Annotated in this window: 22 protein-coding genes; 10 read left to right on the forward strand and 12 right to left on the reverse strand. The window is 72.0% G+C overall.

Annotated features, from left to right (window positions below):
- Positions 1-51 precede the first annotated feature (51 nt).
- The 7 genes from AB0M80_RS31565 to AB0M80_RS31595 all read right to left on the reverse strand — a co-directional run bounded on the left by AB0M80_RS31565 (position 52) and on the right by AB0M80_RS31595 (position 7,287).
- The gene (locus tag AB0M80_RS31565; RefSeq protein ID WP_364572234.1) at positions 52-948 is read right to left on the reverse strand and encodes a TauD/TfdA family dioxygenase; all 897 of its coding nucleotides are present in this window, start codon (positions 946-948) and stop codon (positions 52-54) included.
- Positions 945-2,258 carry an LLM class flavin-dependent oxidoreductase gene (locus AB0M80_RS31570; RefSeq protein WP_364572236.1) on the reverse strand — a complete coding sequence of 438 codons (1,314 nt, stop codon included), beginning with the start codon at positions 2,256-2,258 and terminating at the stop codon, positions 945-947. The genes AB0M80_RS31565 and AB0M80_RS31570 overlap by 4 nt, the downstream gene beginning before the upstream one ends.
- Positions 2,255-3,103, reverse strand: a complete 849-nt coding sequence (locus AB0M80_RS31575) for an ABC transporter permease (RefSeq protein ID WP_364572238.1) — start codon at positions 3,101-3,103, stop codon at positions 2,255-2,257. The genes AB0M80_RS31570 and AB0M80_RS31575 overlap by 4 nt, the downstream gene beginning before the upstream one ends.
- The gene (locus AB0M80_RS31580) at positions 3,100-3,873 is read right to left on the reverse strand and encodes an ABC transporter ATP-binding protein (RefSeq protein ID WP_364572240.1); all 774 of its coding nucleotides are present in this window, start codon (positions 3,871-3,873) and stop codon (positions 3,100-3,102) included. The genes AB0M80_RS31575 and AB0M80_RS31580 overlap by 4 nt, the downstream gene beginning before the upstream one ends.
- On the reverse strand, positions 3,870-4,889 hold the full coding sequence (locus tag AB0M80_RS31585) for an ABC transporter substrate-binding protein (protein WP_364572242.1): 1,020 nt from the start codon (positions 4,887-4,889) through the stop codon (positions 3,870-3,872). Before AB0M80_RS31585 ends, AB0M80_RS31580 begins: the two co-directional genes overlap by 4 nt.
- 130 nt (positions 4,890-5,019) lie before the next feature.
- Positions 5,020-6,237: an ROK family transcriptional regulator gene (locus tag AB0M80_RS31590; protein WP_364572244.1), complete on the reverse strand. Its 1,218-nt coding sequence runs from the start codon at positions 6,235-6,237 to the stop codon at positions 5,020-5,022.
- 87 nt (positions 6,238-6,324) lie between these two features.
- On the reverse strand, positions 6,325-7,287 hold the full coding sequence (locus AB0M80_RS31595) for a YafY family protein (RefSeq protein WP_364572246.1): 963 nt from the start codon (positions 7,285-7,287) through the stop codon (positions 6,325-6,327).
- 53 nt (positions 7,288-7,340) lie between these two features.
- Between AB0M80_RS31595 and AB0M80_RS31600 the strand changes: the two genes are divergently transcribed.
- The 3 genes from AB0M80_RS31600 (at position 7,341) to AB0M80_RS31610 (ending at position 12,859) form a co-directional block, all read left to right on the forward strand.
- A complete protein-coding gene (locus tag AB0M80_RS31600; RefSeq protein WP_364572610.1) occupies positions 7,341-8,480 on the forward strand; it encodes an epoxide hydrolase family protein in 1,140 nt (379 codons plus the stop codon).
- A 127-nt stretch (positions 8,481-8,607) separates the two neighbouring features.
- The gene (locus AB0M80_RS31605) at positions 8,608-11,613 is read left to right on the forward strand and encodes a BTAD domain-containing putative transcriptional regulator (RefSeq protein ID WP_364572248.1); all 3,006 of its coding nucleotides are present in this window, start codon (positions 8,608-8,610) and stop codon (positions 11,611-11,613) included.
- Between the two features lie 31 nt (positions 11,614-11,644).
- Complete coding sequence (locus tag AB0M80_RS31610; protein WP_364572250.1) at positions 11,645-12,859, forward strand: FAD-dependent monooxygenase; 1,215 nt, start codon at positions 11,645-11,647, stop codon at positions 12,857-12,859.
- A 31-nt stretch (positions 12,860-12,890) separates the two neighbouring features.
- Here AB0M80_RS31610 and AB0M80_RS31615 read toward each other — a convergent pair whose 3' ends face one another.
- Positions 12,891-13,340 carry an HIT family protein gene (locus AB0M80_RS31615; protein WP_364572252.1) on the reverse strand — a complete coding sequence of 150 codons (450 nt, stop codon included), beginning with the start codon at positions 13,338-13,340 and terminating at the stop codon, positions 12,891-12,893.
- 10 nt (positions 13,341-13,350) lie between these two features.
- On the reverse strand, positions 13,351-14,469 hold the full coding sequence (locus AB0M80_RS31620; protein WP_364572254.1) for a helix-turn-helix domain-containing protein: 1,119 nt from the start codon (positions 14,467-14,469) through the stop codon (positions 13,351-13,353).
- Between the two features lie 185 nt (positions 14,470-14,654).
- Here AB0M80_RS31620 and AB0M80_RS31625 point away from each other — a divergent pair, with 185 nt between their 5' ends.
- Positions 14,655-15,920 carry a YncE family protein gene (locus AB0M80_RS31625; RefSeq protein WP_364572256.1) on the forward strand — a complete coding sequence of 422 codons (1,266 nt, stop codon included), beginning with the start codon at positions 14,655-14,657 and terminating at the stop codon, positions 15,918-15,920.
- Between the two features lie 12 nt (positions 15,921-15,932).
- Here AB0M80_RS31625 and AB0M80_RS31630 read toward each other — a convergent pair whose 3' ends face one another.
- Together AB0M80_RS31630 and AB0M80_RS31635 are read right to left on the reverse strand one after the other, a co-directional pair.
- The gene (locus tag AB0M80_RS31630) at positions 15,933-16,367 is read right to left on the reverse strand and encodes a DUF5655 domain-containing protein (RefSeq protein WP_364572258.1); all 435 of its coding nucleotides are present in this window, start codon (positions 16,365-16,367) and stop codon (positions 15,933-15,935) included.
- A 98-nt stretch (positions 16,368-16,465) separates the two neighbouring features.
- Positions 16,466-16,942 (reverse strand): MarR family transcriptional regulator, encoded by a 477-nt coding sequence (locus AB0M80_RS31635; RefSeq protein WP_364572260.1) that lies wholly within the window; start codon positions 16,940-16,942, stop codon positions 16,466-16,468.
- A gap of 222 nt (positions 16,943-17,164) precedes the next feature.
- Here AB0M80_RS31635 and AB0M80_RS31640 point away from each other — a divergent pair, with 222 nt between their 5' ends.
- Entirely contained in the window at positions 17,165-17,881 is a 717-nt protein-coding gene (locus AB0M80_RS31640) for a DUF4142 domain-containing protein (RefSeq protein ID WP_364572262.1), read from the forward strand.
- A gap of 7 nt (positions 17,882-17,888) precedes the next feature.
- Here the strand turns inward: AB0M80_RS31640 and AB0M80_RS31645 are convergent, their stop codons facing one another.
- Complete coding sequence (locus tag AB0M80_RS31645) at positions 17,889-19,682, reverse strand: helix-turn-helix domain-containing protein (RefSeq protein ID WP_364572263.1); 1,794 nt, start codon at positions 19,680-19,682, stop codon at positions 17,889-17,891.
- Between the two features lie 137 nt (positions 19,683-19,819).
- Here AB0M80_RS31645 and AB0M80_RS31650 point away from each other — a divergent pair, with 137 nt between their 5' ends.
- The 5 genes from AB0M80_RS31650 to mimD all read left to right on the forward strand — a co-directional run bounded on the left by AB0M80_RS31650 (position 19,820) and on the right by mimD (position 24,441).
- On the forward strand, positions 19,820-20,059 hold the full coding sequence (locus AB0M80_RS31650; protein WP_364572265.1) for a hypothetical protein: 240 nt from the start codon (positions 19,820-19,822) through the stop codon (positions 20,057-20,059).
- Between the two features lie 100 nt (positions 20,060-20,159).
- The gene (locus tag AB0M80_RS31655) at positions 20,160-21,809 is read left to right on the forward strand and encodes a methane monooxygenase (protein WP_364572267.1); all 1,650 of its coding nucleotides are present in this window, start codon (positions 20,160-20,162) and stop codon (positions 21,807-21,809) included.
- A gap of 19 nt (positions 21,810-21,828) precedes the next feature.
- Positions 21,829-22,896, forward strand: coding sequence for a 2Fe-2S iron-sulfur cluster binding domain-containing protein (locus AB0M80_RS31660; RefSeq protein ID WP_364572268.1), 1,068 nt, complete (start codon positions 21,829-21,831; stop codon positions 22,894-22,896).
- A 7-nt stretch (positions 22,897-22,903) separates the two neighbouring features.
- Positions 22,904-24,073, forward strand: coding sequence for a toluene hydroxylase (locus AB0M80_RS31665; RefSeq protein ID WP_364572270.1), 1,170 nt, complete (start codon positions 22,904-22,906; stop codon positions 24,071-24,073).
- Positions 24,070-24,441 (forward strand): propane 2-monooxygenase effector subunit MimD, encoded by a 372-nt coding sequence (gene mimD / locus AB0M80_RS31670; protein WP_364572272.1) that lies wholly within the window; start codon positions 24,070-24,072, stop codon positions 24,439-24,441. The genes AB0M80_RS31665 and mimD overlap by 4 nt, the downstream gene beginning before the upstream one ends.
- Positions 24,442-24,523 lie beyond the last annotated feature (82 nt).

Here is a 24,523-nt window from a genome sequence, read left to right on the forward strand (position 1 = left end):
CCCACTCCCTTCCCGTCCGCACCCGGTTGCCCGGGTGCGGACGGGCCCTGGCTAGGCGACGGAGGTGTAGTGCGAAGCGTCGCCTTCGAGCGACTCGCTGGACCGCCCGTCGATGCCGGCCGGGACGTCGCCGGCCACCGTGACGCGGTTCAGCCGGCGCGGCAGGCCGTCGTAGTTGCCGATCGCGTAGTGCTGGGTGATCCGGTTGTCGAACAGCACCAGCTGGTCCGGTTCCCACGTCACGCGCACGACGTTCTCCGGCCGGGTGACGTAGGACTGCAGCAGCCGCAGCAGATCCCGCGACTCGGCCACCGGCAGGCCTTCGATCCGCTGCGCGAACCCGCCGATGAACAGGCCGCGCTCGCCGGTCACCGGGTGCACGCGCACCACCGGGTGGACGGTCCGGTACTTGCGCGAGACGAACCGGGCCCGCCGCGCCCGCTCCTTCTCGTCCACGGTTTCCGGCGGCCGGACGTAGTCGTAGTCGTTGGTGTGCACCGCCCGCAGCGTGTCGGCGAACGCGCGCAGCGGTTCCGGGAGGTCGCGGTAGGCCGCCGCGGCGTTCGCGATCAGCGTCTCCCCGCCGTACGGCGGCACCACCAGGCTGCGCAGGGTGCTCGCCTTCGGCGGGTTGAGCACGAAGGTGACGTCGGTGTGCCAGTGGTTGGCGCTGCCCTGCTCGCTGTCGACCGGCAGGATCGTCGGCGCGCCCTCGGCGGCGGGCACCGTCGGGTGGGCCTTGGTCAGCTCGCCGAAGCGGGCGGCGAACCGCTGCTGACCCTCGTCGTCGAGCCGGACGTTCCGGAACACCAGCGCCTTGTGCTCGTGCAGCGCGTCGGTCAGGAAGGCCACCTGCGTGGCGTCGAGGTCGCCGGCCGGGTCGAAGCCGACGATCTCGGCGCCGATCCTCCCGGTGAGCTTGCGGACGTCGGTGCCGATGGTGGTCATGCGGGCTCCTTCACTCGGTTGCGGTTGACGGGCCGCGCGAGGCCGTAGTGCTCGCGCAAGGTGGTGCCGGCGTACTCGGTGCGGAAGAGGCCGCGCCGCTGCAGCTCCGGGACGACGAGGTCGACGAAGTCGTCGAGCCCGCCCGGCAGGGTCGGCGGCATGACGTTGAAGCCGTCCGCGGCGCCGCCGCGGAACCAGGCCTCCAGCTCGTCGGCGACCTGGACCGGGGTGCCGGCGAAGACGCGGTGCCCGCGCCCGCCGGCCAGCCGTTCGAGCAGCTGCCGGATGGTGAGGTCCTCGCGCCGGGCCAGGCCCACGACGAGGTCGAAGCGGCTCTGGCCGCCTTCGGTGAAGCTGCCGACGTCGGGCAGCGGGCCGTCGAGCGGCTGACCCGTGAGGTCGTGGTCGAGCATCTTCGACAGCTGCCGCAGCCCGTAGTCCGGGATGATCAGCGCGTTCAGCTCGGCTTCGCGTGCCCGGGCTTCGGCTTCGGTGCGGCCGAGGATCGGCGAGATGCCGGGGAGGATCTTGATTTCGTCCGGTGTCCGGCCGTACTTCGCGAGCCGGCCCTTGACGTCGTCGTAGAACGCCTTGCCTTCGGGATAAGTCTGCTGCGCCGTGAAGACGGCTTCGGCGTGGCGGGCCGCGTACTCCTTGCCGGTCTCCGACGACCCGGCCTGCACGAGCAGCGGGTGTCCCTGCACCGGCCGCTCGATGTTGAGGGGTCCCTGCACCTGGAAGTGCGGCCCGTCGTGGGAGATCGCGCGGATGCGGCCGGTGTCGGCGTAGACGCCGCGCGCCCGGTCGACGACCGCGGCGTCGTCGTCCCAGCTGTCCCACAGCTTCTTGACGACCTCGACGAACTCCTCGGCCCGGGCGTACCGCGCGTCGTGCGACGGGCGCTTGGCCAGGTTGAAGTTGCGGGCCTCGTCGATGCCCGCCGAGGTGACGATGTTCCAGCCCGCGCGGCCGCCGGAGAGGTGGTCGAGCGAGGCGAACTTGCGGGCCAGGTGGTAGGGCTCGTTGTAGGTCGTCGACGCGGTCGCGATCAGTCCGATGTGGACCGTGGATGCGGCCAGCGCCGAAAGCAGCGTCAGCGGTTCGAAGTGGCTGTGGGAGTTGTGCTTCACGTTGCCCCACAGGGCGACGCCGTCGGCGAGGAAGAGCGAGTCGAGCTTGCCGCGCTCGGCGGTGCGGGCGATGTCGGCGTAGTGCTGCAGCGTCCGGGCCCGGTGCGGGTCGGTCGAGGGGTGCCGCCACGCGGCTTCGTGGTGGCCGTTCGGCATCACGAACGCGTTGAGGTGCATCATGGGGTCTCCTTCGGACGCCAGGTGGAAAATCGCCGTTCGAGGACGACGAAGCCGGAGTTGACGAGCACGCCGAGCAGCGAGACCGCGATGATCCCGGCGTACATCTGCTGGATCTGGAAGTTCACCTGGCTGGTGTTGATCAGGTAGCCGAGCCCGGCCTTCGCGCCGACCATCTCCGCGGCCACCAGCACCAGGATCGAATAGGACGCCGCCATCCGGATGCCGGTGAACACCGTGGGCACCGCCGAGGGCAGGATCACCTTCCGGAACAGCCGCGGGCTCGACAGCCCCAGCGAGCGGGCCGCCTTGACCAGCAGCGGGTCGACCGTGTTGACCCCGGCGATCGTGTTGAGCAGCACCGGCCACACGCAGGCGTACACCACGAGGCTGACCTTCGACAGCTCGCCGATGCCCAGCAGCAGCGTGAACACCGGCAGCAACGCCAGCGCGGCGGTGTTGCGGGCGAGCTCCAGCAGCGGCTGCAGGAACCGCGCCACCGGCCGGTACCAGCCGATCAGCAGCCCGAGCGGCACCGCTATCGCGACGGCGATGGCAAACCCGGCGGCGGATCGCCCGACGCTGGCCAGCAGGTGGTCGGCGAGTTCGCCGTCGAGCGCGAGCTCCCCCAGTGCCTGCAGGTCCTCCGACAGCGGCGGCAGGAACGTCCGCGTGCCCTCGTCGAGCACGAACCGGGGGACGAGCTCCCAGAGCGCCACGAACAGCACGACCGCGGCGGACGCGTGCACCGCCCGGGTGAATCTCGTCCGCCACCACTTCGGCTTGCCGGTCCGCGGCTTCGCGTCCGGTCCGGTGTGGACGGCCGGTGCCTCGAGGGTGGTCGTCATCGGGCCGCGCTCCGTTCGTGTTCGGCCGCCTTGCGGACCTCGTCGTGCAGCAGTTCCCACAGCTGGTGGCGCTGCCGCCCGAACGCCGCGCCGGAGCGCACGTCCCCGGTGCGGTCGCCGAGGTCGACGTCGACCACGGCCTTGAGCCGACCGGGCCGCGACGTCAGCACCGCGACCTGTTGTCCCAGGTAGACGGCTTCGTCGATGCCGTGGGTGATGAACACGATCGTCTTGCCGGTGCGGCGCCAGATCCGCAGCAGCTCCTCCTGCAGCTGCTCGCGGGTCTGGGCGTCGAGCGCGGCGAACGGCTCGTCCATCAGCAGCACGGCGGGGTCGTAGGCGAGGCTGCGGGCGATCGCGACGCGCTGCTTCATCCCGCCGGACAGCTCGTGGGGGTACCGGTCCTCGAAGCCGGACAGCCCGACCAGGGCGAGGTACTCGCGCGCCCGCTCGGCCCGCTGCCGCTTCCCGAGCGTCCCGCCTTCGAGGCCGAACTCGACGTTGGCCCGCGCGGTGCGCCACGGGAACAGCGCGTACTGCTGGAAGACGACCCCGCGGTCGAGCCCGGGACCGCGCACCGGCTCGCCGTCGATGAGCACCTCGCCCGAGGTCGGGGTGGCGAGCCCGCCCAGCAGGTCGAGCAGCGTCGACTTGCCCGAGCCGCTGGGGCCGACCAGGGACAGGAACGTGCCGTCGGCGATGTCGAGGGAGACGTCGTCGAGCGCGGTCAGCGCACCGAAGGTCTTGGTCACCGAGCGGATGCTGATCACTTCGTCACCGCCGGAGCGCCGTCGCGATACGGGTTGAACTCGTTGGTATAGAGCTTCGAGGTGTCGATCTTGTCGTGCTTGAGGTAGCCCTCCTGCTTCAGCCACGGCTCCCACCGCGTGTAGTCCTGGTCGGAGATCAGGCCGCCGCGGGTGATGCCGACGCTCTTCCAGTACTTCAGCGTGTCGGTGCTTTCGTTGCGGCCGCGGGCTTTGATGATCTTCGTGAAGCGGGCGATCACTTCGTCGCGCGGTGTCGTGCGCTCCCACTCGATCGCCCGCGCCACGGCGGAGACGAAGATCTTCGCGGTCTCCGGGTACTTCTTGATGAAGTCGGTGCGCAGCACGTACGGGCCGCCGTTGTAGGGCCCGAACGCGCCGACGTCGGTGAACAGCGGGCGCACCCCGCCGGCCGCGAGGGCGTGGTCCTGCAGGATCCCCTGGAGTGCGGCGACGTCGAGCTGGCCGTTGCGCAGCGCCTGTTCGGCGTTCACCGGCGGGATGACGACGAGCTGCACCTGCTTGATCTCGTCGTCGGAGAGGCCCTGTCCCTCGAGCCAGGTGTCGAGCGCGGCCTCGAGGTTGGCGCCGGCGGTGTTGACGCCGACCTTCTTGCCGATCAGGTCGCGGGCGGTCCGGACCGGGCTGTCCGCCCTGGTGTAGAAGCCGATGAAGGCCTGGTCATCGGAGCCGTAGTAGTTGACGACCGCCTTGACCGGCGCCCCGGCTTCGACGAGCTTGACGACCGCGCCGGTGAAGGCGCCGCCGAAGTCGGTCTGGTCGGTGGCCGCCGACTGGATGTCCTGCGGGCCGCTGATCGTGTTGCCGACCCACTTCAGCTTGACCGGGCCGAAGTAGCCCAGGTCCTCGGCGAGTTCGGGCAGGGTCACGGCGTTCGCGCTGCCCTGGTAGCGCAGTTCCGGCTTCTCGGGTTGCCCGGGCGCACCGGTGGCCGTCGCCGAAGCGCAGCCGGCCAGCAGCACCGCGGCGGCGGCGAACAGGGGCAGGGTTTTCTTCACGGTGGTTTCGTCCGTTCCGGGAGTCGGCGGGGATTCCGCAATTCTTCGCGGTCGCCGGCCGGACGGTCAATTTTGCGAGTTCGTGAAATAACTCCGTCGGTTCAAGACGTGCCGGTTCAAGCGTGCCGATTCACGAAGCGCGCGGCAACCCGGTCAGGAGTGGACCGAGCGGGTCGTCGTAGAGCACGTCCAAGAGCACCGCGCCCCCGGCCGTCGCCAGCTCCGTGCCCGGGAAGCTCGTGCCCACAACGGTTTCCGCCGGACCGGGGCAGCGTGACCGGTGGCGGACCTCGTCCCGGATGGTGGGAAGGCAGCCGGGCACCCGGGCTACACTGCGGTCGACCACCACGAGCACGGCCGGGTTGAGCACGTCGAGCAGAAGGGCCGCCGCCTGGCCGATCAGCCGCGCGCGTTCGTGGAACAACCGCACCGCCGCGGAATGGCCGGAAACGGCGAGCGCGAGCAATTCCGGGAAGTCCGGGCGCTCGATCAGTCCGCTTTCCGCGGCTTTGCGGGCGAGCGTTGCTTCCGAAACGGCGGCTTCGAGGCAGCCGGTGCGCCCGCAGCGGCACGGCTCGGTGCTGCCGTCGACCGGCAGGTGCGCGACGGCGCCCGCGGCCGAGCGCGGCCCGTGGTGCACGCCGGTGCCGGTGGCGAAGGCGGCGTCGACGACGTTGCCCGTGAACAGCTGCGCGACGCTGTCCCTGGCCCGCGGGTCCCCGAAGAGCCGTTCGGCGTGGACCAGGGCCCGCGCGTGCCCGTCCACCTCCACGGCCAGCCCGGTGCCGGCGGCCAGCAGGTCGCGGACCGGCACGTTCCGCCAGCCCAGCAGCGGGTGCTCGACCACGGTGCCGGACGCCCGGTCGACCCAGCCGCCGGTGGCCACGCCGAGGCCGAGCGGCTCGCGGTCCGGGGCGTGCCCGAGCAGGAGGTCGTCCAGGATCTCGGCGGCGCGCGCGAGCAGGTCTTCCGCGGCCAGGCCGTCGTGCGGTTCTTCGTGCTGGACGAGCACATTGCCGCGCACGTCGAGCAGGGCGACGGTGGCGTGGTGCACGGCCAGGTGCAGCGCACCGGCGACGTGCCGCCCGGTGTCGAGGTCGACCGGCACGTGCGGTCGTCCGACGCTCCGGCGGGGTTCAGCCCCCGAGAGCTCGCGCAACAGCCCGAGACGAGCCAGCTCGGCGGTGTGCCCGGTGACCGCGGCGGCGGACAGCCCCGTCCGCCGCGCGATGGTGCTGCGCGCGATCGGCCCGCCGTCGAGCACCGCCCGCAGGACCGCGCTCGCGCTGGCGCTGCGCCGGACCCCGCGCGCGTCCGTCCTCTGTGGACCATCGGCCCGGGTGGTCATGGCCCGATCGTGGCAGACGCGGCGGCACGAGCCCAGCGTGCCCAGGATGTGGGTGGCGGGACACTCGGCGCGGAGGTCACGGACAAGTCATTCGCGGCCCCTCCCCGCGCCGGCGGCCCGCAGGAACCGCTCGCCGGTCTTCGCCAGTTCCGCGGCGAGCTCCGGCGCGTCGAGCACTTCGAAGTCCACTTCGAGCAGCCCGAGGTACAGCCCCAGCATCTGCGCGTGGTCGGATCCGACCTCCGCGACGCACCGGTCCGGGCCCTCGGGCGTCACGTCGACCGCGATCGGCAGCCGGGCCCGCACGTGCTCCGCCGGTGCGTGCAGCCGCACGCGGGCGTGGAACCGCCACGTCGCCGCGCCCACGCTGCGCTGGACGAACTGGGCGACGTCACCCTCCGGGGGCTCGCGCGGGGTGAAGCGCGGGCCGTTCGGGGTCTTCGGCGTCATCCGGTCGACGCGGAAGGTGCGCCAGTCGTCCCGGGCGGTGTCCCAGGCGACGAGGTACCAGCGCCGTCCCCAGCCGACCAGCCGGTGCGGCTCGACGTCGCGGCGGCTCGGCGTGCGGTGGTGGCTCGTGTAGTCGAAGCGCAGCCGCTCGCTCGCCCGGATCGCCGCCGCGATCGCGGTCAGCACGTCCGGGTCGACGGCGGGGCCGGTGCCGGGCACCGTGACCGTCGCGGCCTGCAGCGCCCGCACCCGGTGCCGCAGCCGCGACGGCAGCACCTGCTCCAGCTTGGCCAGGGCACGCACCGACGTCTCGCCGATGCCGACGACGCCCGTGGCCGTGCGCAGCCCGACCGCGACGGCCACCGCTTCGTCGTCGTCCAGCAGCAACGGCGGCAGCTGCGCACCCGCGCCCAGCCGGTAGCCGCCCTGGACGCCGGGGGAGGCGTCGACCGGATAGCCGAGCTCCCGCAGCTTGCCCATGTCATTGCGGATGGTGCGCGCGGTGACGCCCAGCCGCTCGGCGAGTTCGGCGCCGGTCCAGTCGCGCCGCGTTTCGAGCAGGGACAGCAGGCGTAGCAGGCGGGCGGAGGTCGGCAACATGCTCCGAGCTTCGCACGAATTGCGGAAGGAAGTCTTCCGCAATGGCTCCTACCGTGCTCCTCATGACCACCGAAATCCGCCCCTTCCGCATCGAAGTCCCGCAGGCCGAGCTGGACGACCTCCACCGGCGCCTCGCCGGGGCCCGGTTCGCCGACCCCGTGCCCGGAGACGAGCCGGACTGGTCCCGCGGCATGCCCGCCGGCGCCGTCCGGGAGCTGGCCGAGTACTGGCGCGACGGCTACGACTGGCGGGCCCACGAGGCGGCGCTCAACGCGTTCCCGCAGTTCACGACCGTGCTCGACGGCCAGAAGATCCACTTCCTGCACCTCCGGTCGCCGCAGGCCGACGCGATGCCGTTGCTGCTCACCCACGGCTACCCGAGCTCGATCGCCGAATTCCTCGACGTGCTCGGCCCGCTGACCGAGCCGGGCGCGGACGCGTTCCACGTCGTCGTCCCCTCGCTGCCCGGCTTCGGGTTCTCGACGCCGTTGAGCGGCCCCGGCTGGGAACTCGCCCGGACGACCGAGGCCTTCGCCGAGCTGATGACCCGGCTCGGCTACGACCGGTTCGCCGCGCAGGGTGGCGACATCGGCGCGGGCGTCACCGGACGGCTCGCCGCGCTGTACCCGGAGCGGGTCATCGGCACGCACGTCAACAGCGACCGCGGCACGATCGCGCTGGCGGGCGAGCAGCTGCCGATGCCGGAGAACCTGTCCGAAGCGGAACAGTCCGAACTGGACGCCGCCCGCGAAGCGTGGCGGGCGGGACGCGGCTATCTGGATCTTCAGTCGCACCAGCCCGAGACGATCGCGGCCGGGCTGACCGACTCGCCGGTGGCGCAGCTGGCCTGGATCGCGGAGAAGTTCCAGGCGTGGACGAACCCGGAGGGCGGCGTCGGCCGTGACCGGCTGCTGACGAACGTCAGCCTCTACTGGTTCACCCGCAGCGGCGCGACCGCGGCCCGGTTCCTCTACGAGGCCGCCCATTCCGCCCACGGCTGGCTGGCGCCGTCGGACGTCCCGGCGGGCTGGGCGGTGTTCAACACCTCGCCGGTGGTCCGGCGGATCATGGACCCCGAGGAGAAGATCGCGCACTGGTCGGAGTTCGCCCAGGGCGGTCACTTCGCGGCGATGGAGGAGCCCGGGCTGCTCGTGGCCGACGTCCGCGCGTTCTTCCGCGGGCTCCGGGCGTGAACGTCCGCGCGCTCAACCGGACCTTGCTGGCGGAGCAGTTGCTGAAGTTCCTCGACGCGGAGGACCGGCCGGTCCGGTTCGCGGAAACCTGACCGCCGGAGCGTCGCACTGGGCCAGAATCGTCCCCGTGCAGTTCGCCATCCTCGGGCCGGTCGAAGCCCGCCGTCCCGACGGGACCCCGGTCGCCCTCGGCGGCCCGCAGCTGCGCGGGCTGCTCGCGTTGCTCGCCCTCGACGCCGGGCGCGTCGTCGGAGCCGAGCGGCTGATCGACGGCCTGCACGGCGAGCACCCGCCCGAGGGCGCCGCCGAGGCTCTGCAGTCCCAGGTCTCGCGGCTCCGGCGGCGGCTGCGCGACGGCGGCGCGCCCGACGGCCTCGTCGAGTTCACGCCCGCCGGGTACCGGCTGGCCGTCGAGCCCGAAGCGGTCGACGTCCACCGGTTCGAACGGCTCACCGCCCAGGCCCGTGAGACACCCGATCCCGCCGGGAAACTCGAGCTGTTCACCGAAGCACTCGCGCTGTGGCGGGGCCCGGCGCTCGACGGGCTCGCCGACCCGCCGCGCGCGGCCCGGCTGGCGGAGCTGCGGCTGGCCGCGACGGAGGACCGCGTCGAAGCCGGGCTCGCCCTCGGCCGGCACGACCGGCTCGTCGCCGAGCTGCGGGAACTGGCCCGCGAGCACCCGCTGCGCGAACGCCTCACCGCCCAGCTGGTCCGGGCGCTGCACGGCAGCGGCCGGCCCGCCGAGGCCCTGTCGGTGTTCGCCGAGATCCGGGCCCGCCTCGCCGACGAACTCGGCGCCGACCCGTCGCCCGAGCTCACCGACGCCCACGCCGCGGTGCTGCGGGCCGCCGCGCCCGCGCCGGCCCGCCGGGTGCCGGTGCCGCTCACCGCGTTCGTCGGCCGCGCCGAGCTCGACCGGCTCACCGCGGCGCTGCGCGACGCCCGGCTCGTCACCCTCGCCGGACCGGGTGGCGCGGGCAAGACCCGGCTCGCCGTCGAAGCCGCGGCCGGGGCGGCCGGCGAGGTGTGTTTCGTCGAACTCGCGACGACGACCGACGTCCCGCGCGCGGTCCTCGCCGCGCTGGGCCTGCGTGAACAGGGCGTGCTGACGCCGGGCGCGCCCGCGGACCCGGCCGACCGCCTGGCCGCCGGGCTCGCCGACCGGCCGCTGCTGCTGGTCCTCGACAACTGCGAACACGTCGTCATCGGCGCCGCGCGGCTGGTTCGGCGCCTGCTGGGCGAGTGCGCCGGCCTGCGTGTCCTGACCACCAGCCGGGAGGCACTGGGCCTGACCGGCGAGCGGCTGGTGCCGGTCGGCGCGCTGCCCGCCGGCGCCGCGGCGCGGCTGTTCACCGACCGGGCCGCGGCGGTGGCGCCCGGCGGGACACCGGCTCCGGGCGCGGTCACGCGCATCTGTGCCGCGCTCGACGGTCTCCCGCTGGCGATCGAACTCGCCGCCGCCCGGCTGCGGTCGCTGTCGGCGGACGACGTCGCCGAGCGGCTCGGGGACCGGTTCGGGCTGCTCTCGCGCGGGGACCGGACCGCCGAGCCGCGGCACCGGACCCTGCGTGGCGTCGTGGAGTGGAGCTGGGACCTCCTCGAACCGGAGGAACAGCTGCTGGCCCGCCGGTTCGCGGTGTTCGCCGGCGGCGCGCGGCCGGCCGCCGTCGAGCGCGTCTGCGCCGTCCCCGACGCCGAAGCCGTGCTGACCGGCCTGGTCGAAAAGTCCCTCGTCGAGTTCGACGGCGGCCGGTACCGGATGCTGGAGACCATCCGCGCGTTCTGCGCCGAGCAGGGCGACGACCGGCGCGCGGCGCACGCCGCGTACTTCCTCGGCTTCGCCTCGGCCGCCGAGCCGAAGCTGCGCGGCGCGGACCAGCTGACGGCCCTGGCCGAGCTGACTGCCGAACACGCCGATCTGCACGCGGCGCTGCGCTGGAGCGCCACCGAAGAGCCGGAAACCGCGCTGCGGCTCATCGCGGCCTTGTCCTGGTACTGGTGGCTGCGTGGCCTGCGGAGCGAGGCGACGCCGATCGCGGACGCCGTGCTCGCCGCCGTGGGCCCCGAGCCGCCGCCGGGGCTGGCCGAGGAGTACGTCCTGTGCGTGCTCCAGGCGTCGGCTACCGACGGCGAAATCGAGCCGATCCTGCGGCGGCTCGGCGGGCCGCTCGAGTACCCGTACCTCTTCCTGCTGTGGGCGTTTTCCCCGCACACCAAGGCCGATGACGGCGAACGGCTGGCCGCGTTGATCGGCGAGGACGCGTGGTCCCGGGCGTTCGCGCGGATCGGCGACGGCCTCGGTGCCCAGTACCGCGGGCGGATCGCCGAAGCCGAAGCGCACTTTTCGGCGTCGCTGGCCGCCTTCCGGGCCCTCGGCGACCGCTGGGGTGCGGCGAGCGCGCTGGAGAAGCTCGCGGAGTTCGCGGACTGGCGCGGCGACCACGCGCGGTTCCGCGCGCTGATGGACGAGTCCGTGCGGCTGGCCGGTGAGCTCGGCGCCGTCGAGGACGCGGCCGACCTGCTGTGCCGCCGCGCCGACGGCGTGCTGCGGGCGGGGGACGCCGAAGCCGCGAAAGCCGACTACGAAGCCGCCGCCGAGCGAGCCCGCGCCGCGGGCACGCCGCTGACGCTCGCCCGGGCCCGCGGCGGGCTGGGGGAGATCGCCCGGCGCGCGGGCGACCTGGCCGCGGCGCGGCGCTGGTACTCCTCGGCGCTGGGCCTGGCCGCGGGTCCTGTGACCGGCGGCGAGACGCGGATCCGGCTCCACACCGGCTTCGGCTGGACGGCGGCCGCCGAGGGCCACCTCGACGAAGCGACCGAGCTGCACCAGGAAGCGCTCGCCACCGCCCTGGAATACGCGAACCTGCCCGGCGCGGCCCAGGCGATCGAAGGACTGGCCGGCGTCCTCGCCGGGCGGGAAGAGGACGAGCGGGCCGCGTTCCTGCTCGGCGTGGCGGTCGGGCTGCGTGGAGCGCCTGTGGCCGGCGACGCCGACGTCGCCGGGGTGGCGGACCGCGTCCGGGCGCGCATCGGCGCCGAGGCCTACGCCGGGGCGTTCGGCCGTGGCCGGGAAACGCCGCCCGAGCAGGCCGTCGAGGAGGCCGGTCAGCGGCGGTTCGCGCTCGGTTCGTGAGCGGTCAGCGGCCGCGCCGATGCTTCGGGGCATGACGAAGAACATCCTGATCTCCGGCGCGAGCATCGCCGGCCCCGCCCTCGCCTGGTGGCTGCACCACCACGGCTTCCACGCCACCGTCGTCGAGCGCGCCCCGAGCCTGCGCGAGGGCGGCTACAAGGTCGACATCCGCGGGGTCGCCGTCGAGGTCGTCCGCCGGATGGGCCTGCTGGAGCAGGTGCACGCGGCGAGCACCGACATGCGGGGCGCGGCGTTCGTGGACAAGCGCGGCAAGCAGGTCGCCACCCTCGACGCGGACACGTTCGGCTTCCGCCACGGCGACGACACCGAGATCCTGCGGGGCGACCTGGCGAAGATCCTCCACGACGCCACCCGCTCGCACACCGAGTACGTCTTCGGCGACTGGATCACCGGGCTCGACCAGCGATCCGACGGCGTCGAGGTGACGTTCGCCCACGGCGCCCCGCGCCGCTTCGACCTGGTCATCGGCGCCGACGGCCTGCACTCCGGCGTCCGCGCGCTCGCGTTCGGCCCGGAGGAGGACTTCCTGCGCCGGTTCGACGCCTACATCTCGATCTCGACGGTGCCCAACACACAGCAGCTGGACCGCTGGGAGCTGCTGCACTCGGCCGCGCCGGGCCGGATGGTCAACGTCTACAGCACCGCACGTGCGGACGACGCGAAGGCGGCGTTCTGGTTCACCGCACCGCCGCTGACCTACGACCGGCGGGACGTCGAGGCCCAGAAGGACCTGGTGGCCGACCGGTTCGCCGGCCTGGGCTGGGAAATCCCCGCGTTGCTGAAGGCGATGCGCGAGGCGGGCGACTTCTACTTCGACCCGGTGTGCCAGATCAGCATGGACCACCTGTCAGCCGGCCGGGTGACCCTGCTCGGCGACGCGGGGTACTGCCCGTCACCGGCCTCGGGCCAGGGCACGAGCCTCGCCTTGGCGGGCGCGTACGTCCTGGCGGGCGAACTGGCCGCTTCGGACGACTTCGCGGCGGCGCTGTCCCGGTACGAAGCGCAGATGCGGCCGTTCATCGAGAAGAACCAGGCCCTGGCGAAGACGGCGTTGCGCGGGATCATCCCGCAGTCCCGCGCGTTCGCGTGGTTCAACACCCGGATGATCCGGCTGATGCCCTACCTCCCGGGCCGCAACCGCGTCCTGGAGCAGATGGCCCGCCCGATCCGCGAAGCGGCGAACGCCTTGGTGCTGAAGGACTATGCCGATTCCCGGGCCACGTGACTCAGGACGGGCACTCGGTGCCGCACAAGGCCTAGAGCGCCGCCCGGACCTTCTCGGCGACCTCGATCAGCTCCTCCCGCGACCGCACCCGCCAATCGGCGTCCAGCACGAATCCGTCGTCCGGGTGGCGGGGGATCACGTGCAGGTGGACGTGGGGGATCTCCTGCCCCGCCGCCTTGCCGTCGGCGAGGAACAGGTTGATCGCGTCGCACCGCAGGTCCGTGCGCCGCAGGGCCGCCGCCAGCTGCTGGGCGATCGTGAACATCCGCGCGCCCGTTTCGGGCGGGAGTCCGGCCAGGTCCGCGTGGTGCGCGCGGGGGAGCACCAGCAGGTGGCCGGTGGTCACCGGGCGCAGGTCGACGATCGCGACGAACTCGTCGTCCTCGTGCACGAAGGCCGCCGGGGCGCGGCCCGTGCCGATCGCGCAGAAAACGCATTCTCCGCTGGACGTGGTCGCGGGCATGCGGCGAAGTTCAGCCATGCGGCTGACTCTATCGGTCGTCGAGCCAGTGGTGCAGCGCCCACCACCACCGCACGGCGTCCAGCACGCGGCCGCCGCTGTTTTCCGCCAGCGCCACCGGAGTGAGCTCGGCCAGCCGGTCGAGGCGGTAGCGGACCGTGTTGGGGTGCAGGTGCAGCGCCTCGGCCGTGGACCGCAGGCGCTGGCCGTGGTCGAGGTAGGCCAGCGCCGTCGCCGCCAGCTCGTGGTGGAACGCGTTGCCCGGATCGAGGGCGCCGAGCAGGCCGGTCGTCAGCAGGGCGCCGAGCAGCGGCTGGGCGGTCAGCGCGATTTCGCCCGCCAGCTCGGTGAGGTCGTGGTAGCCGGGCCCGGCGATCCGCGCCGCCGCCGTGCAGAGCCGGTGAACCTCCCGCAGCTCGGGCAGGGCGGCCGGGGGTGCGACGACCACCAGGACCCCGCCGGCGAGCGCGACCCCGGCGGGCGGGCGCGCCGCCAAGCCGGTGAGCCTGCCCTCCACCAGCCCGTACACCCCGCCGAACTCCAGGAGCGCCTGTTCGAGCGTGCGTGCCCGCGCCGGGTCGCTGACGTCGGACACCACGCAGGAGTAGCGGCCTTCGGGACGCAGCCCCGCCTGCCGCACCTCCTCCGGCGTGGGCGGGTCCCCGGCGAGCAGCAGGGTGCGCAGCAGCTGGGTCCGCGCGTCGCGCACCGTGCGCGACCGCTGGAGCTCGGCGGCGTGGTAGCCCTTGACGATGTGCCGTTCCAGCGCGCCGGTGTAGCGCTCGGCGTCGAGGACGGTTTCGAGGATGACGTCGTCGGGCACGCCCGCGGCCCGCGCGCGGTCGACGGCGACCCGTGCGGCGAGAGTGCGGCCGGCCTGCACCCCGCGCAGCAGGTCGGTGAGCGGGACGCCCTGCTCGGCGCGGTCGGCGCCCAGCGCCTCGGCGGTGGTGTAGTCGGCGGCGTCGGGGCTCGTCGTGGCGCGCAGGGCGGCGGAGAGCAGGAACTGGACGTGCCGCCGGTTTTCGGCCTCCGGCAGCCGCGCGACCTCGGGTGACTGGGTCCGCGCGGCCTTCACCAGCTCGTTGACGACGGTGTCATCGGCGGCCATCGCGTCGAGCACCTGCCGGAGCAGCGGCGAGGCCGGCACGGCACCCTCCCGTTGTGGCGGGGCCACAACACCGCGGTCGCGATGTTGGGCGAGCGGCCCTACCGGAGCGGCTCCGGTGGCCGGTTATCGTGACAATACCGGACAGTAACCCCGTTCCTTCGCGAAATCCACGGACAGGTTCGCGGAGGTCACCACACCTCTTCAGTGCCGAAAGGTGTCTCCTCGTGCGCACTTCCCCGGTTCGTCGAAAGCGGTCGTACCTCTCGCGGCTGGCCTGCTTCACCGCCGGCGCCGCCCTGCTGGCGACCGGCGCCGCGGTGCCGGCCCCCGGTGCCGCGGCGGCCCTGCGGGAGGTGATGTTCGTCGGCAACAACTGGGAAGGCACGGCGGACGTCATCCAGTCCCGGGGCTCCTTCGCCCGCATCGGGCGCGTCAACATCATCCCGGACAAGGATGCACGCCTCGCGGAGATCTACCTCAACCCCGTCAAGCTGGCGTTCTTCCTCGGCATCCGCAACGGGCCCGGCGAAGGGCACGACCAGTTCGTCGACGACATGTACACCACGCCGGACGGCGCTTCGGTGGTGGCGTCGCGGCCGAGCTTCGCCGACGTCGTCTCGATCAACCTGACGACCGGCGGGATCAACTGGCGGTTCCCGGTGTCGGGCTTCCGCGCCGACCACATGGCGGTCTCGCCGGACGGCCGCCGCGTCGCCGTGTCCGCCTCGACGTCCAACACCGTGCACGTGCTGGACATCGTCACCGGGCAGCAGGTGGGCTCCTTCGCCACCGGTGACAAGCCGCACGAGAACGTCTTCACCGATGGCGGCCGGTACCTGTGGAACATGTCGATCGGCGAGGTCAACACCGACCTCGACGACCCGGGCTGGGACTTCACCAAGGGGGACCGGCGCATCACCGTGGTCGACGCCGCCACGTTCCGCCAGGTCAAGGTGATCGACATGCGCCAGCGGCTCGACGCCTTCGGGCGCAGTGACCTTTCGGACGCCGTGCGGCCGGTCGCCTTCACCCCGGACGGGTCGAAGCTGTACTTCCAGGTGTCGTTCTTCAACGGCTTCGCCGAGTACGACGTCGCGACCGACAAGATCACGCGCGTCAAGGAGCTGCCGAAGAACCCGGCGACCAGCGACGACCGCAAGACCTTCGTCAACGACTCGCGCCACCACGGCATGTCGATGAACCCGGCCGGGACCAAGCTCTGCGTCGCCGGGACCATGGACGACTACGCCACGGTCGTCGACCGCGCGACCCTGCAGCAGGGAACGCTGGTGCCCGCGGTGAAGCCGTACTGGGCGACGGTGAGCGGCGACGGCAGCGCCTGCGTGATCTCCGAGGCCGGCGCCGACCAGGTCACCGCGATCGACTTCGCGACCGGGCGGAAGCTCGTCTCGGTCCCGGTCGGCGACCACCCGCAGCGGGTCCGTCTCGGCCACGTGCCCGAGGGCTGGACCGGCCCGGCCACCTCCTGACGCGCCCGGCTTTCAGGAGACGGCGAAGGCCGCGGTCAGCCAGCCGCGGACTTCGTCGTCCACATCGGACACCGCACGCAGGCTCAGCTTGTGCCCGACCCGCGGCCCGCTCGCCCAGCTCGCCGGGGCGATGCGGGCCGTTTCGACCGGCCGGGGCAGCCACAGGTACACCAGCACGTCGCGGGAGCGGGGGCGCAGTTCGGCCAGCTTGCGGTCCCGCTTCAGGAACACGCCGACCTTGACGGCGTCTTCGTGGACGTCGCCGAGGGTGCGCAGGTGCCCGAGGACGGCGTCGTAGACCGCGCGCTGCCACGGCGCCCGGCCGGCGAACGTCTCGTCGACCGTGCAGCCGGGGACGCAGGTGTGCCCCTGGCCGGCGCGCGCGAACTCGCGGTCGCAGCGCGGGCACGTCCACCGGGTCGGCATGCCGTCCAGGATGGCACTCACAGTGCCGATCAGTGCCGATCCGACCACAGCCACGGCCGAATGACTTCGTGGCAACGGTTACGTGCCGCGTGGGGGTCGGCCTCCTTTTGGCCGGATTCTCACAGCGGGGCCGGGCCGAGCGCCGGGATCGTGGCGGCCGCGTGCACCAGCCGCCGGGCCGCCGTGCCCGCGGCCTTCCGCTGCGACGGCGGCAGCCGGTCCAGCAGCGCGCCCAGCGCGGCGTGGCGCCGGTCGAGGATCCGCGCCACCAGTGCACGCCCGGTCTCGGTCACCTCCAGCGTGACGACGCTGCGGTTGCCGGGGCTGCGGCCGCGGGCCAGGTAACCGAGGGCTTCCAGGCGGTCGGCCAGCCGCGTCACCGACGACGCGTTCACGCCCATCGCCGCCGCCAGCTGCGAGCTCGGGACCCGGCCGAGGCGGTCGAGGATGAGCAGCAGCCGCGTCTGCGGGAAGGACACCTCGGGCGGCGCCGCGTGCGCGCATTCCCACGCGATCCCGACCAGCACCAGGGTGAGGCCGTCGAGGGCGGCCACGTCCGGGTCGGCGCCCGGGGCCGCGTCTTCGAGGGTTTGCATGACGCAATACTTGCCAACCGCAAGAGCATCGGTCAAGATGGACACTCCCGGCGCACGCCGCCGGTGTCCGGCCGGCTCGGCCGCATCTTCGATTTCCTCTGCCAGAGACGCGTCAATGCGCTGATTCCGTTGGTGTGTAGGAAAAATTCTCCGGATTTCGCTGAACCTCCGCGTGACGGCGGCCGTGTACCCCGTACCGAACTGCCGTCAGAAGGAGGAACGATGCCGGATCACCGTGGCATGACGGGCCGCGCCAAGGCCCGGACCGCGCTGGTCGTCGTGGCCACGCTCGCCGTGGTCGGCGTGGGCTCGGTCATGGTCCTGAACGCCAGTGCCCAGACCGCGCCCGGTTCGACGCAGGCGCAGGTCCCCGCACACGGCGCGGGCAGTATGGCCGGCATGCAGATGGGCTCGGCCGCCCAAGCCGGGGCCGCGAACGACGTGGCCGGCGCCGGGCCGGTCACCGAGCTCGACCAGACGTTCCTGGTCAAGGTCCGCCAGGCCGGGCTCTGGGAGATCCCCGCGGGCGACCTGGCGCAGACCCACGCCAGCAGCGAAGCGGTGAAGCGCGCCGGGCTGCACCTGCTGGACGGGCACGCACACCTCGACCAGCTCGTCCGCGAGGACGCGAAGATGCTCGGCGTGACGCTGCCGGACCAGGCCAGCGCCGAGCAGCAGGGCTGGGTCCGCCAGCTGACCGACGCCCAGGGGCTGGAGTTCGACAAGCTGTTCGCCAACCTGCTCCGCGCGTCGCACGGCAAGATCTTCGCGACCATCGCCGAGGTCCGGGCCGGCACGCAGAACGACGTCATCCGGCGGCACGCGACGCAGGCGAACCAGACCGTCCTCGACCACATGACGGTCCTGGAGGACACCGGGCTGGTCGACGCGAAGACGATCGCCGACGTCGCCGCGGCGGTGAACCCGCCGGCGAAGTGACGAGGTGCTACCGGGCCGGGGGCACGATGCCGTATTCGTGGATCTTGCGGTAGATCGTCGCCCGTGAGATGCCCAGCAGCTTCGCCGCCCTGACTTTGTTGCCGTCCGCGTCTTCCAGGCACCGCACGATGGCGTCCCGCTCGATCGACTCGAAGCGGTTCAGCGGCCGCCGGGTCACCGCGTGGAACTCCGCCGGGAGGTCGCCGGGGCGGATGGTGCCCGCGCGGCGGCGCTGGGCCACCGTGCGGAGGACCTGGTGGAGCTGGCCGGTGTTGCCCGGCCACTCCGCCCGCATCAGCAGGTGCAGCGCGGCCGCCGAACACGTCAGCCTGCCGCCGTAGCCGAGCTTGCTCAGCACCAGCGGGACCAGCTCCGCGAGGTCTTCGACGTGGTGGCGCAGCGGCGGCACCCGCACCGTCCGGGGGAAGAACTTCAGCAGCTCGGCCAGCGCCGGCTCGGTCTCGGCCTCCGGGACGAGCGTAACCACCACCCAGGGTGCCTGCGCGTCCTCGCGCAGCGTCCGCAGGACCGCCGCCAGCGCGGTGGCCGCGGGGGCCGCCAGCCCGTCGGCGTGCCGGATCACCAGCGTGCGGATCGGCGCTTCGGCGTGTTCGCGCAGCAGCGCGGCCCAGTCCGGCCCGAGCGCCGCGTCGACGGTCAGCAGCCGGGCCGCCGGGTGGTGACGCTGGTGGAGGCCCTTGGCCAAGGTCAGCTTGCCGGTGCCGGGCTCGCCCTCCAGCGCGACCCATTCGCCGTGCCGGTGGCCGGTGTCGAGGTCGTGCCCGCAGCGCAGCCACAGCGGCGCCGACCCGACGACGCCGGGCAGGTACATGGGCAGCATCGGGGTCGGCACGGCGAGAGGTTCCTCGGCCTCGATCAGCTTCACCGTCAGCACGCCGCCCGCGGTCTCCGATTCCCGCCGGCCCGCGACGCGGCGGCACAGCACGCGGACCCGCAGCCCGCTGGACAGCGCCAGCGTCGCCGGCGTCCGGCGGTCCCCGGCGAGCGCTTCGGTGGCGTGGCCGAGCAGCACCGACTGGTCGGCCGGGTCGAGCAGCTGCCGGGCCCGGTCGTTCATCATCACGATGTCGTCGTTGAACGCCAGCACGATGCCCGTCCACCGGCGGCAGGTCTGCAGGTAGGCCTGGAAGAGGATCATCTCCCGCAGGTCGCTGTGCCGCAGCAGGGCCTGGCGGATCTGCTCGGCCGTCGAGCGGGCCAGCGCAACGAGCAGGCCGCCCGCGTCCTTGTACCAGCAGGTGAGGTCGACGGCGCCGACCTTCTTGCCCGAAATCGGGTGGTGGATCGGCACGCCGGCGCACGCCAGGTTCTCCAGGTGCTCGGCGTAGTGCTCGTGGCCGAACACCGTCGTCGGGCGGCCGTCCTCGAGCGCGGTCCCGATGCCGTTCGTCCCGACGGACTGCTCGCCGTAGCTGAACCCGGGCACCAGCTCGACGCGTTCGAGGTGCCGGGCCAGATCGGCGTCACCGGTCTGCTGGGTGAGCACGACGCCGCTCGCGTCGGTGAGGATCAGGCTGATCGGCTGGCCCTCGAACTGCTCGCCCAGCTTGTGCAGCACCGGTTCGGCCCCGCGGACCAGCGGGCTGTCGGGGTGCTGGTCGCCGAGGTAGAGCGGATCGATGCGGTCGGCTTCGACCCGGAACTCCCGCGACCGCCGCCACGAGGCGAGGATCGTCTGCCGGACCGCGCCCGCCGGTACGGGTTCGGCGGTCAGGAAACGCACCCGGGTGCGGGCGAGCTCGTCGTCGGCGAGCAGGGTGCCGGGCGCCATCTCGTCCACGTGACCTCCAGTTCCCCGCGGCCCACGTGGGTGCGGGCACACCCGTTGTGCCGCCCGTCCAGCGTAAGCGCGTGCCGCCGGTCCCGGTGTCTCAAATTGAGACGCTCCCGGCCGCGCGGCGGCGGTGCGATGGGGTCATGGCCGCCGAGACGTACAACCCCTGGACGATCGTCAACCTGGTCTTCACACACTTGGCCGAGCAGGGCCTGCACCCGGAGCTCGGCGACCGGCGCCACCCCGGCGAGCCCGCCGCCGCCCTGCTGCGCGCCTTCGGGATCGTTCCCACCATCGAGGGCGACGCGCGCGTGCAGGCCGGGATCCACGAGGAGCTCGCCGGGCTGCGCGCCCGGATGCTCGACCCCGGCGAAGCGCCCTGAGCAGCGGCTCTGTCTCAGATTGAGACCCGCGCCGCGCGAGCGCGCCCGTTCAATGGTCAACGACCCCCGGGCGGCGAGCTCAGGAGACAAGGAGTGATTCATGAGTCGCCAAAGTGTGGCGAAAGCCCACCAGAAGATCCAGGAACTGTCGTGGGAACCGGCGTACCACACCCCGGTTTCGCACTACGGCACCGACTACACCTTCCGCAAGGCCAAGAAGAAGGACCCGTTGAAGCAGGTCCTCCGCTCGTACTTCCCGATGCAGGAGGAAAAGGACCACCGGGTCTACGGCGCCGAGGACGGCGCGATCCGCGGCAACATGTTCCGCCAGGTCCAGGAACGCTGGCTGGAGTGGCAGAAGCTGTTCCTGTCGATCATCCCGCTGCCGGAGATCTCGGCCGCGCGGGCGATGCCGCTGCTGTTCCGCACGGTGCCCAACCCGGAACTGCACAACGGCCAGGCGATCCAGATGATCGACGAGGTCCGGCACTCGACGATCCAGCAGAACCTCAAGCGCCTGTACATGCAGAACTACATCGACCCGGCCGGCTTCAACTCGAGCCTGCGCAACTTCCAGAACGACTACTGCGGCACGATCGGCCGCCAGTTCGCGGAAGGCTTCATCACCGGCGACGCCATCACCGCGGCGAGCGTCTACCTGACCATCGTGGCGGAAACGGCGTTCACGAACACGCTGTTCGTCGCCATGCCCGCCGAAGCCGCCGCGAACGGCGACTACCTGCTGCCCACGGTGTTCCACTCGGTGCAGTCCGACGAATCCCGCCACATCAGCAACGGCTACGCGACGCTGCTGATGGCGCTGTCGGACGAGAGCAACCACCAGCTGCTCGAACGCGACCTCCGCTACGCGTGGTGGAACAACCACGCCGTCGTCGACGCCGCGATCGGCACGTTCATCGAATACGGCACCAAGGACCGCCGCAAGGACCGCGAAAGCTACGCGGAGATGTGGCGCCGCTGGATCTACGACGACTACTACCGCAGCTACCTCGTCCCGCTCGAGAAGTACGGCCTCGTCATCCCGCACGACCTCATCGAAGAGGCGTGGAACCGGATCTGGAACAAGGGTTACGTGCACGAGGTCGCGCAGTTCTTCGCCACCGGCTGGCTCGCCAACTACTGGCGCATCGACCCGATGACCGACGAAGACTTCGAGTGGTTCGAGTACAAGTACCCGGGCTGGTACGACAAGTACGGCAAGTGGTGGGAGAACTACAACCGCCTTTCGACGCCGAACGGGCACCACCCGATCGTCGCCGAGGACGTGGACTACGTGTACCCGCACCGGTGCTGGACCTGCATGGTGCCGTGCCTGATCCGCGAGGACATGGTCACCGACAAGGTCGACGGCCAGTGGCGCACCTACTGCTCGGAGACCTGCCGCTGGACCGACGCCGAGGCGTTCCGGCCCACCTACCAGGGCCGCAGCACCCCGAACATGGGCCAGCTGGTCGGGGCCCGGGAGTGGGAGACGCTCTACCACGGCTGGAACTGGGCCGACGTCGTCTCCGACATGGGCTTCGTCCGCGACGACGGCAAGACGATGGTCGCGCAGCCGCACCTGAACCTCGACCCGAAGAAGATGTGGACCCTCGACCACCTGCGCCGGATGCCCGAGGTGCAGTCGCCGAACGTGCTCCTCAACCGGATGACCGACGAGCAGCGGGCCGCCTTCGTGGCCGACTACAACCGCCAGGGCCCGGCCGGGCGCCCGGCGCCACAGGCCTGACGAGGCGGAAGGCCCTGGCATGGGAGACAAGCTCGAAGCACTCTCTCCCGCTGAGAGCGCATCGACACAGCACCGCGTCCGGTTCGAGCCGGTCGGGATCGAAATCGACGTCGACGAGGACACCACGATCCTGCGGGCCGCCGCCGAGCAGGGCGTGATGCTCATGCACGGCTGCAAGGAAGGGCAGTGCGCGTCCTGCAAGTCGTTCATCCTCGACGGCGAAGACGTCGACCACGACCGGTACTCGACCTTCGCGCTCCCCGACTACGAGAAGGAGGAAGGCTTCACGCTGCTGTGCCGGGCCCACGCCTACGAGGACCTCACCATCGAGCTGCTCAACTACGACGAGGAGATGATCCAGGCCGGGCTGCCGATCCAGGAGGCGACCGTCGAGGTCGTGGCCAACGACCCCGTCACGCACGACCTGCGGCACCTGGTGGTGCGGCTGGACGAAGAACTGAAGTTCTTCCCCGGCCAGTACCTGGACTTCGCGATCCCCGGCACCGAGGAAACGCGGTCGTTCTCCATGGCCAGCACCTCGGCCCGCGACGGGTTCCTGGAGTTCGTCGTCAAGATCTACCCCGACGGGCTGTTCTCCCGGTTCCTCGCCGCCGAAGTCGCGGTCGGCGACCGGCTCCGGGTGACCGGCCCGTTCGGGGTGTTCACCCTCCGGGACAACCCGGGTGCGGACCTGGTCTTCGTCGGCGGCGGGGCCGGGATGGCGCCGATCCTGGCGCTGCTGCGGTCCATGGCCGAGCGCGGCCTCGACCGGAAGGCGACCTTCTACTACGGCGCCCGCCGCCGCCGCGACCTCTGCTTCGAGGCGGAACTGCGCGAGCTGGAAGCGAAACTGCCCGGCTTCCGGTACGTCCCCGCGCTTTCCGAACCGGGTGACGACGGCTGGGACGGCGAGACCGGCCTGATCACCGACGTCCTGCGCCGGGCCGGCCTCGACCTGACCGGCGCCGACGCCTACGTCTGCGGGCCGCCGCCGATGGTGGAGGCCGCGCTGGAACTGCTGCCCGCGCTCGGCGTCGCCGGCAAGCGCGTCTTCTACGACAAGTTCACCACCACGGGCGAAGGGTAGGAACCCCATGACAGCCACCCACGAACGCAGCGTGCCCAAGCCGGCGTTCACCGACGCCGAGGCGGGCGCGAAGGTCTTCCCGGACTCGGATGCCCGGCGGTTCAACTACTTCACCGCCGCCAAGCGCAAGCAGAGCCACTACGAGGACGTCACCGTCGAAGTCCAGCCCGACCCGCGGCACTACCTGTCCCAGGGCTGGCTCTACGCCTTCGCCGACGGCAAGGCCGGGTACCCGCTGGAGTGGACCGCGCTCAAGGCGTGGGGCTCCGACCGGCCGCTGCCCGAGCGCGGCCCGGGCTCCGGCGGGAAGGGGTACGACTGGCCGGCCCACGGCTGGCACGAGTTCCGCGACCCCAACGAGGAGTGGGAGCTTACCCTCTACCGCTACAACGCGAACGTCGTGCGCCAGCTGAACCAGAACATCGACGCCGCGCGGCAGGCCAAGGCGTTCGAACAGTGGAACCGCAACTGGATCGACTTCGTCGCCAAGCACGTCGGCGCCTGGATGCACGTCGACCACGGCCTCGGCCTGTACCTGTTCGCCAACGCCAACCGCCGCGCACCGACGAACATGCACAACAACGCGATCTCGGTGAACAGCATGCACCGGATCCGCGCGGCGCAGGACCTGGCGCTGTACAACCTGACGCTCACCGAGGAGGTCGAGGGCTTCGACGGCGCCGCCCACCTGGCCACCTGGAACGAGGACCCGGCCTGGCAGGGCGTGCGGGAGACCGCCGAGCAGCTGACCGGGATCTGGGACTGGGGCGAAGCGATCTTCGCCGCGAACGTCGTCTTCGAACCCCTCGTCGGCGAGCTGTTCCGCAGCAACCTGGTCCAGCAGGCCGCGCCCGCGAACGGCGACTTCGTCACCCCGACGCTGGTCGGTGCCGAGGAGTTCGACTTCTCCGAGCGCGACCTCCGCTACACGAAGGCGATGTGCCACCTGCTGATCAACGACCAGGAGTTCGCCGGGCACAACCAGGCGCTGCTGCAGAAGTGGCTCCAGGACTGGGTGCCGAAGTGCATCGCCGCCGCCCGGGCGCTGCAGCCGCTGTGGTCGCAGCCCGACGCCAAGCCCATCCGGTTCGAGGACGGTCTCGACCGGGCGAAGAGCCGGTTCGCCGGAATCCTGTCCGAACTGGGTCTCAAGGCACCCGAGGAGCTGGGCCAGTGACTGTCTTCAAGACCGCGGAAAGCCCGTTCAAGGCGGACAGCACCGCGTCCGGCATGTGCGGCTTCACCCTGATGAACAACCAGGTCGGCGCGATCATCGCCGAGGTCATGGCGACCAAGGAGAACGTGACCGTGACGCCGCTTCCCTCGATGATCCGCGTCGACGCCAAGGGCCGGACGGACCTGGTCTACGCCGAGGTCGACGAGGCCGCCGGCGAGGAAGAGGGCTGGTTCAACGCCGCCGAGTTCGAGGAGAGCATGTCGACCCACTACGGGCGGATGATCCACGAAGACGACCGCACGATCATGTTCGCCAACCCCGAGGACGCGGCCGAATACCTCGACTTCGATCTCAAGCCCCTTCGCTGAACCGCTTTTCGGGGACTCCGGGTGGCGGAGCCCCCGGCCCGGGGCGAAGCCTCGGAACAACAGAGCACTCGATCCCGCTCAG

Origin of the sequence: Amycolatopsis sp. NPDC051045, assembly GCF_040682955.1 — a bacterium.
GTDB lineage: Bacteria > Actinomycetota > Actinomycetes > Mycobacteriales > Pseudonocardiaceae > Amycolatopsis.